Here is a 7,410-nt window from a genome sequence, read left to right as displayed (position 1 = left end):
AGCGGCTCCATGAGCCGCTTTCATTATACTGCGTCGAAGATTACTTCTTCTTGGCTTTCGCGTTTGGCAGGTCGGTGATGCTACCTTCGAACACTTCTGCCGCCAGACCCACAGATTCGTGCAGGGTCGGGTGCGCATGGATGGTGAGCGCGATATCTTCAGCGTCACAGCCCATTTCGATAGCCAGACCGATCTCACCCAGCAGCTCGCCGCCGTTGGTACCGACAATCGCACCACCGATTACGCGGTGAGTTTCTTTGTCGAAGATCAGCTTGGTCATACCGTCTGCGCAGTCGGAAGCGATAGCACGGCCAGAAGCAGCCCACGGGAAGGTGGCGGTTTCGTAGCTGATGCCTTTCTCTTTCGCTTCTTTCTCGGTCAGGCCAACCCAGGCAACTTCTGGCTCGGTGTAGGCGATAGACGGGATCACTTTCGGATCGAAGTAGTGCTTCATGCCAGCGATAACTTCAGCGGCAACGTGACCTTCATGAACACCTTTGTGCGCCAGCATCGGCTGACCGACGATATCGCCGATAGCAAAGATGTGCGGCACGTTGGTGCGCAGCTGTTTGTCAACGCGGATGAAGCCACGGTCGTCCACTTCCACACCGGCTTTGCCTGCGTCGAGGTTTTTACCGTTCGGCACGCGGCCGATAGCGACCAGCACGGCGTCGTAACGCTGCGCTTCAGCCGGGGCTTTTTTGCCTTCCATGGAAACGTAGATGCCGTCTTCTTTTGCTTCAACGGCGGTCACTTTGGTTTCCAGCATCAGGTTGAACTTCTTGCTGATGCGCTTGGTGAAGACTTTAACGATATCTTTGTCAGCGGCCGGGATAACCTGGTCGAACATCTCAACCACGTCGATCTCTGAACCCAGCGCATGGTACACGGTACCCATTTCCAGACCGATGATGCCACCGCCCATAACCAGCAGACGCTTCGGCACTTCTTTCAGCTCCAGCGCATCGGTGGAGTCCCATACGCGCGGATCTTCATGCGGAATGAACGGCAGTTCAATCGGACGGGAGCCTGCTGCGATGATCGCGTTGTCGAAGTTAATCACGGTCTTGCCGTTTTCGCCTTCCACTTCCAGGGTGTTCGCGCCGGTGAATTTGCCCAGGCCGTTAACCACTTTCACTTTACGGCCTTTCGCCATACCTGCCAGACCACCGGTCAGCTGGTTGATGACTTTTTCTTTCCAGGTACGAATTTTGTCGATGTCGGTTTGCGGCTCGCCAAAAACGATACCGTGCTCGGCCAGCGCTTTCGCTTCTTCGATCACTTTCGCTACGTGCAGCAGCGCTTTAGAAGGGATACAGCCGACGTTCAGGCAAACACCACCGAGGGTGCTGTAACGCTCAACAATGACGGTTTCCAGACCTAAATCAGCGCAACGGAAAGCAGCAGAGTAACCTGCCGGGCCTGCCCCAAGTACCACGACCTGAGTTTTGATTTCAGTACTCATCATGACCTCTTAATTATTTCCGGCCGTACAAAGTGCTTTGGCTTTGCATCCGCCGGGACGTTCTATCCGCTCGCAGTTTACAAAATTGTTAACATTTTTGAAACAACAAACGGCAAACGAAGTGTCCTTTGTCCCAATAACCTCAACGACATAATGAGATTACCAGAAAAAAGCCGACCGTTAGGCCGGCTTTTACGATTACATCACCAGACGGCGGATGTCAGACAGCATGTTGTTGATGATGGTAATGAAACGCGCACCATCAGCACCATCGATCACGCGGTGGTCGAAGGAGAGAGAGATCGGCATCATCAGACGCGGTACGAACTCTTTCCCGTTCCAGACCGGCTCCATCGCGGACTTGGAGACGCCCAGGATGGCCACTTCCGGCGCGTTAACGATCGGCGCGAAGTGGGTAGTCCCCAGGCCGCCGATGCTGGAGATGGTGAAGCAACCGCCCTGCATTTCGCCAGCGGTCAGCTTGCCATCACGCGCTTTCTTGGAGATCACGGTCAGCTCACGAGACAGCTCGGTGATGCTCTTCTTGTTCACGTCTTTAAAGACCGGAACAACCAGACCGTTCGGGGTATCAACCGCAACGCCGATGTTGATGTATTTCTTCAGCGTCAGGCGCTGTGCATCTTCGGACAGCGAGCTGTTGAAGCGCGGCATCTGCTCCAGGGCAGCGGCAACGGCTTTCATGATGAAGACAACCGGGGTGAATTTCACGTCCAGTTTACGCTTCTCAGCTTCGGCGTTCTGCTGTTTACGGAACGCTTCCAGATCGGTGATGTCGGTTTTGTCGAAGTGGGTAACGTGCGGGATCATCACCCAGTTACGGCTCAGGTTGGCACCAGAGATTTTCTGGATACGGCCCAGCTCCACTTCTTCAACTTCACCAAACTTGCTGAAGTCTACTTTCGGCCACGGCAGCATGCCTGGCAGACCACCACCGGTAGCGGCAGCAGGTGCAGACTCAGCGCGCTTAACGGCGTCTTTCACGTAAGCCTGAACGTCTTCGCGCAGGATACGGCCTTTACGACCGGTGCCTTTCACTTTCGCCAGGTTCACACCGAACTCGCGCGCCAGGCGGCGGATCAGCGGGGTCGCGTGGACGTAAGCGTCGTTTTCAGCGAACTCAGATTTGCCTTCTGCTTTCGCAGTAGGGGCAGCGGCAGGTTTAGCAGCCTGAGCCGGTGCAGCAGCTGGAGCCGGAGCGGCAGCGGCCGGTGCAGCAGCAGGCGCAGCGCCTTCTACTTCGAAGACCATGATCAGAGAGCCGGTAGAGACTTTATCGCCGGTGCTGATTTTGATCTCTTTAACGGTACCGGCGAACGGTGCCGGAACTTCCATAGAGGCTTTGTCACCTTCAACGGTGATCAGTGACTGCTCGGCGGTAACTTTATCGCCGACTTTCACCATCACTTCAGTGACTTCAACTTCGTCACCGCCGATGTCCGGCACGTGAACTTCTTTCGCGCCAGCGGCAGCGGCTGGCGCAACGGCAGCCTGCTCTTTAACTTCCGGTTTGGCAGCGGAGGCAGCCGGGGCAGCGCCCGCGACTTCAAAGACCATGATCAGGGAGCCGGTAGAGACTTTGTCACCGGTGTTGATCTTGATCTCTTTAACGGTACCTTCGAACGGTGCCGGGACTTCCATAGAGGCTTTATCGCCCTCTACGACAATCAGGGACTGCTCAGCGGTAACGGTATCGCCCACTTTCACCAGGATCTCGGTCACTTCTACTTCGTCACCGCCGATGTCCGGCACGTTCACTTCTTTCGCGCTAGCAGCGGCTGCTGGTGCAGCGGCGGCCGGGGCAGCGTCTTTCTTCTCTTCCTGCGCAGGTGCAGCAGCTGCTGCACCGTCGGCGGAATCGAAAATCATGATCAGTTTACCGGTCTCGGTTTTGTCGCCAACAGAGACTTTGATCTCTTTAACAACGCCAGCCTGAGGAGACGGAACTTCCATAGAGGCTTTATCGCCTTCTACGACGATCAGCGACTGTTCAGCTTCAACCTTGTCGCCCACGTTAACCAGAATCTCGGTGATCTCTACTTCGTCCGACCCGATGTCCGGTACATTGATTTCGATAGCCATTCTCTCTTTACCTCTTATGCCAGACGCGGGTTAACTTTATCTGCATCGATATTGAATTTGGTGATGGCTTCCGCTACCACTTTCTTATCGATGTCGCCACGTTTAGCCAGTTCGCCCAGCGCTGCGACAACCACGTAAGATGCATCCACTTCAAAGTGGTGACGCAGGTTTTCACGGCTGTCAGAGCGACCGAAACCGTCGGTACCCAGTACGCGATAGTCATCAGCCGGTACATAAGTACGAACCTGCTCGGCGAACAGTTTCATATAGTCAGTGGACGCCACTGCCGGTGCATCGTTCATCACCTGAGCGATGTACGGCACGCGCGGGGTTTCCATCGGGTGCAGCATGTTCCAACGCTCACAGTCCTGGCCGTCACGAGCAAGCTCGGTGAAGGAGGTTACGCTGTAAACATCAGAGCCGATGCCGTAGTCGTTGGCCAGGATCTGCGCTGCTTCACGAACGTGACGCAGGATAGAGCCGGAGCCCAGCAGCTGAACTTTACCTTTCGCGCCTTCAACGGTTTCGAGTTTGTAGATACCCTTACGGATACCTTCCTCTGCACCCTGCGGCATAGCCGGCATGTGGTAGTTTTCGTTCAGCGTGGTGATGTAGTAGTAAATGTTCTCTTGCGCTTCGCCGTACATACGCTGCAGACCGTCATGCATGATGACTGCCACTTCGTAAGCATAGGACGGATCGTAGGAGATACAGTTCGGGATAGTCAGCGACTGAATGTGGCTGTGACCATCTTCGTGCTGCAGACCTTCGCCGTTCAGCGTCGTACGACCGGAGGTACCACCGATCAGGAAGCCGCGTGCCTGTTGGTCACCTGCTGCCCAGCACAGGTCGCCGATACGCTGGAAACCGAACATGGAGTAGTAGATGTAGAACGGGATCATCGGCAGATCGTTGGTGCTGTAGGAGGTCGCCGCTGCCAGCCAGGAGGAACCTGCGCCCAGCTCGTTGATACCTTCCTGCAGGATCTGGCCTTTCTCGTCTTCTTTGTAGTAAGCAACCTGCTCACGGTCCTGCGGGGTGTACTGCTGGCCGTTCGGGCTGTAAATACCGATCTGACGGAACAGACCTTCCATACCGAAGGTACGCGCTTCGTCAGCGATGATCGGAACCAGACGATCTTTGATCGACTTGTTCTTCAGCATCACGTTCAGGGCACGAACGAAAGCGATAGTGGTAGAGATCTCTTTGTTCTGCTCTTCCAGCAGCGATTTGAAGTCTTCCAGCGCAGGCAGTTCCAGCTTCTCGCTGAATTTAGGCTGGCGGGACGGCAGGTAGCCGTTTAGCTTCTGACGCTGGGCGTGCAGGTAGGTGTGCTCTTCAGACCCTTCCGGGAAGGTGATGTAAGAGAGGTTTTCAACCTGCTCGTCGGTCACTGGAACGCTGAAACGGTCGCGGATATAGCGCACGCCGTCCATGTTCATTTTCTTAACCTGGTGAGCGATGTTTTTACCTTCTGCGGTATCACCCATGCCGTAACCTTTAACGGTGTGGGCCAGGATTACAGTCGCTTTACCTTTGGTTTCCTGCGCTTTTTTCAGTGCAGCGTAGACTTTCTTCGGATCGTGACCACCGCGGTTCAGGGCCCAGATCTGCTCGTCAGTCCAGTCAGCAACCAGCGCTGCGGTCTCCGGGTATTTACCGAAGAAGTGCTCGCGCACGTATGCGCCATCGCGGGATTTGAAGGTCTGGTAGTCGCCGTCAACGGTTTCGTTCATCAGCTGGATCAGTTTACCGCTGGTGTCTTTACGCAGCAGCTCATCCCAACGACCGCCCCACATCACTTTGATCACGTTCCAGCCAGCACCGGCGAAGATGCCTTCCAGTTCGTTGATGATCTTGCCGTTGCCGGTTACCGGACCATCCAGACGCTGCAGGTTACAGTTGATGATGAAGCACAGGTTGTCCAGCTTCTCACGGGTAGCGATGGTGATCGCGCCTTTGGATTCTGGCTCATCCATCTCACCGTCGCCAAGGAAAGCATAAACGGTCTGCTCAGAGGTATCTTTCAGGCCACGGTGTTCCAGATATTTCAGGAATTTAGCCTGGTAGATCGCACCGATCGGGCCCAGACCCATAGATACGGTCGGGAACTGCCAGAATTCCGGCATCAGTTTCGGGTGCGGGTAAGAGGAGAGACCGTTGCCATGCACTTCCTGACGGAAGTTGTTCATCTGCTCTTCAGTCAGACGACCTTCCAGGAACGCACGTGCGTAGACGCCCGGAGAGATGTGGCCCTGGAAGTACACCAGGTCGCCGCCGTCTTTCTCGGTGCGTGCACGGAAGAAGTGGTTAAAGCACACTTCATAAACGGTTGCAGAAGACTGGAAGGATGCCATGTGGCCGCCCAGTTCCAGATCTTTTTTGGACGCGCGCAGCACGGTCATGATGGCGTTCCAGCGGATAGCAGAACGAATGCGGCGTTCCAGATCCAGATTGCCCGGGTATTCCGGTTCGTCTTCAACGGCAATCGTGTTTACGTAGTTGTTAGCCCCTGCACCTGCAGCTACTTTCACGCCGCCTTTGCGGGCTTCAGAAAGCATCTGTTCAATTAGATACTGAGCGCGCTCAACACCTTCTTCACGGATGACCGATTCGATCGCCTGTTGCCAGTCGCGAGTTTCGATCGGATCCACGTCATTTTGGAGACGTTCTGACATGGGGGTATTCCTTATCTATCTGATTACGTTAATTTGTCTGGAACCTGTCCCATTGCATACTTGCCAGAGCTGGAAATACACAATAAGACAGGTTCTGCGTGAGTTGCCGCGCGTTTAAAGAACCACGCTTAGTCCTTTCGTTGCTGAAGCCTGCGCATTGAGCGTTCCCGACGGCTCTGCTCACGGCTGCGATCCAGCAATATCTCCTCAATAAATGCCAGGTGACGGTGCGACGCTTCACGCGCCTGCTCCGGTTCCCTGGCAATAATCGCCTCAAAAACACTGGTGCGATGTTTGCTTACCAGCGGGAGCATCTCCCTGCGGGCATAGAGCAATTCAAAATTCTGGCGAACGTTCTGGGCTAACATCGGCTCCATGCAGCGTAGCAGATGCAGCAGCACGACATTATGCGCCGCTTCGGTGACAGCAATCTGATACTGGACCACCGCGCTAGACTCGGCATCAAGATCCCCTGACGTCTGCGCCAGCTCGATGGCGTGGTGCAGCTCGCGGATACGCACCCGATCTTCATCGGTGCCGCGTAGCGCCGCGTAATAGGCGGCAATCCCTTCCAGCGCATGGCGCGTCTCAAGCAGGTCAAATTGGGATTCAGGATGATCGGAGAGCAGTTCGACCAGCGGGTCGCTAAAGCTCTGCCACAGGCTGTTCTGGACAAACGTACCGCCGCCCTGGCGACGAAGCAGCAGGCCCTTGGCTTCAAGACGTTGGATCGCCTCGCGGAGCGAAGGACGGGAAACGTCGAACTGTTTAGCCAGCTCGCGTTCAGGTGGAAGTTTTTCACCGGGGCGCAGTGTCCCCTCAAGGATCAAGAACTCCAGTTGCTGCTCAATCACATCGGATAGTTTTGGTTGGCGGATTTTGCTGTAGGCCATTATTCCCTGTCTCTGCCATTAGCCCGGAGTCAATTGGTCTTACCAATTTCATGTTCTTAGCGCTAAAGTAACAAAGTATTCACCTTCTGTCCATATAGGTTTTGATTGAAATCAGGGAACCCTGCACATTTTAACAACATTACAGAAATGACGTTTCAGGAATGTAACTTTGCACAAAAGATACCGTTACCCCTTAAGAGGCAGATTTAACCTCTTTGAAACGTAAATATTATCAATTGAACCGATTCAGTGAGCGTTAATATGCATATTTAAT

At 54.6% G+C, this 7,410-nt stretch carries 4 protein-coding genes; all 4 read right to left on the bottom strand.

Translation table 11 applies throughout. The annotated features are described in order from the left end of the window. Positions 1 to 40 precede the first annotated feature (40 nt). On the bottom strand, positions 41 to 1,465 hold the full coding sequence (gene lpdA / locus FN633_RS12600; protein ID WP_042390717.1) for a dihydrolipoyl dehydrogenase: 1,425 nt from the start codon (positions 1,463 to 1,465) through the stop codon (positions 41 to 43). A 198-nt stretch (positions 1,466 to 1,663) separates the two neighbouring features. Beyond that, positions 1,664 to 3,565: a pyruvate dehydrogenase complex dihydrolipoyllysine-residue acetyltransferase gene (aceF, locus tag FN633_RS12595; RefSeq protein ID WP_154057936.1), complete on the bottom strand. Its 1,902-nt coding sequence runs from the start codon at positions 3,563 to 3,565 to the stop codon at positions 1,664 to 1,666. Between the two features lie 14 nt (positions 3,566 to 3,579). After that, complete coding sequence (gene aceE, locus FN633_RS12590; RefSeq protein WP_154057935.1) at positions 3,580 to 6,243, bottom strand: pyruvate dehydrogenase (acetyl-transferring), homodimeric type; 2,664 nt, start codon at positions 6,241 to 6,243, stop codon at positions 3,580 to 3,582. A gap of 128 nt (positions 6,244 to 6,371) precedes the next feature. Continuing rightward, complete coding sequence (pdhR, locus tag FN633_RS12585) at positions 6,372 to 7,136, bottom strand: pyruvate dehydrogenase complex transcriptional repressor PdhR (RefSeq protein ID WP_042390535.1); 765 nt, start codon at positions 7,134 to 7,136, stop codon at positions 6,372 to 6,374. Positions 7,137 to 7,410 lie beyond the last annotated feature (274 nt).

Origin of the sequence: Pseudescherichia vulneris (assembly GCF_902164725.1) — a bacterium.
Classification (GTDB): Bacteria; Pseudomonadota; Gammaproteobacteria; order Enterobacterales; family Enterobacteriaceae; genus Pseudescherichia; species Pseudescherichia vulneris.
Note: the sequence above shows the minus strand (reverse complement) of the source record. Positions and strands in the feature narration are given on the sequence as shown.

Excerpts from the sequence above, each read along its gene's own strand:
- aceF (WP_154057936.1), bottom strand. The coding sequence starts at position 3,565 with ATGGCTATCGAAATCAATGTACCGGACATCGGGTCGGACGAAGTAGAG.
- lpdA (WP_042390717.1), bottom strand. The coding sequence starts at position 1,465 with ATGAGTACTGAAATCAAAACTCAGGTCGTGGTACTTGGGGCAGGCCCG.
- pdhR (WP_042390535.1), bottom strand. The coding sequence starts at position 7,136 with ATGGCCTACAGCAAAATCCGCCAACCAAAACTATCCGATGTGATTGAG.
- aceE (WP_154057935.1), bottom strand. The coding sequence starts at position 6,243 with ATGTCAGAACGTCTCCAAAATGACGTGGATCCGATCGAAACTCGCGAC.